This is a genomic window from Microcoleus sp. T3_B1, assembly GCF_036700445.1.
Classification (GTDB): domain Bacteria; phylum Cyanobacteriota; class Cyanobacteriia; order Cyanobacteriales; family Microcoleaceae; genus Microcoleus.
Map to the genome: position 1 here is coordinate 1 of NZ_JAUBOX010000195.1, position 1,510 is coordinate 1,510.

Consider the following 1,510-nt stretch of genomic DNA (forward strand, 5'->3'; position numbering starts at 1 on the left):
GTAAGGATTCAGGTCAAAAAAACTTAAGTGGCGGCATCTGGTAAAATAAAGGAATGAAAAAGCCCACAGCCACCAGAGAGCAGAAAAAAACCGAAATCGAGCAGTTGAGCCAAGCTGAACTGGTAGAAATGGTACTGGGGCTGCAAAAAATTATTGAAGAATTGCAAGAAAAACTAGCCATTGCTACGGGAAAAAATCGAACCACCAGTCAGACTTCATCAAAACCTCCATCAACGGATCTCATCCAAAAACCAGAGAAAGCAACAGTCAAACCAGAAGCAGACCAAAAAAAGAAACCAGGTGGACAACCAGGTCATGAGGGGAAAACCCGAAAAGGGTTTGGACGAGTAGACAGAACTGAAATTAGCTCACCCAGCATCTGTCTTAATTGTGGTAGTCAAGAATTAAGTGAAGTAATCAACATCCACTCTCAGCAAGTAGCAAGTCTAGTGGCGAAACCAATTGAAGTCGTTGAATATCAGACACAATCGTGTAAATGTCTCGAATGTGGTGCAGTAGTTAGAGGAGAACCACATCAGGGAGTGGTTCCAGGGCAAGACTTGAGCGTTAATCTCCAAGCCCTCTGCGTCTGGCTGGGCAATTATGGGCATCTTTCCTACGCCAAGCTGACTGAATTATTGTGGGAACTCGGCAGGATAGAAGTGGGAGTGGGAACACTCCAAAAAACCAATCAACGAGTAGCAGCAGCAGTTAAGCCAGCCCTCAATGCACTGTGGAAATGGGTCCCTGAGCAATCAAATGTTCATGTAGATGAAACCCCGTGGTGTGTCATGGGAGTCAAAGAATGGCTATGGACAGCTAGTGGAGAGGGATTCTGTTTATTCCATGCCGCAGATACAAGGGGACGCGTGGAACTAGAAACCATGCTGGGTACAGAATTTGCTGGCGTCTTAAGCTCAGATGATTTCAGTGTTTATAATGGTGGCACAATCACAGCCCAACAGAAGTGTCTAGCTCATTTACGGCGGCATTTTAAGAAAGTGCTGGGACTTGGGGGAAACAATAATAATGCAGAAGTCGCTCAAATATTTCTGTCATTAATTGATGAAGCTTTTAGCTCCCATGAGGCCTGGCGCAAGACGAAGGATCGACTCACCTACGACTCGTGGGCCCAGGATTTCAAAATACGATTGAATAAAGCCCTTGCTACTTGGTTGAACCAAGTTGGTTATGCAGCAGGTTTGTTGCTCAAATCCTTACGAGATAAGGCAGAACAATGGTGGTATTTTCTGAATGACCCCTCGGTGCCTCCGGATAATAATTTAGCAGAACGTTCCCTACGCCTAGCTGTAACGAAACGGAAAGTGTCTGGTGGCTCTCGTTCGATGAAGCGATTTGAGGAAACGGCTAATCTGCTGAGTGTGATTCAAACCTGTCGTTTTCAAGCTCGTTCAGTAATGGCTTTTTTCCGTGAGGCTCTTTCTGCCCATTCTTGTGACTACTTTCCTATGCCTGACCTCATTCCCGAATTTCAGACCTGAATCCTTAC

The 1,510-nt window shown here is 45.4% G+C and carries 1 protein-coding gene; it reads left to right on the forward strand.

Going from position 1 to position 1,510, the window contains the following annotated elements:
• The first annotated feature begins 53 nt into the window (after positions 1–53).
• Positions 54–1,502 (forward strand): IS66 family transposase, encoded by a 1,449-nt coding sequence (tnpC, locus tag QT990_RS35715; protein ID WP_333148426.1) that lies wholly within the window; start codon positions 54–56, stop codon positions 1,500–1,502.
• Positions 1,503–1,510: the final 8 nt, after the last annotated feature.

Excerpts from the sequence above, each read along its gene's own strand:
- tnpC (WP_333148426.1), top strand. The coding sequence starts at position 54 with ATGAAAAAGCCCACAGCCACCAGAGAGCAGAAAAAAACCGAAATCGAG.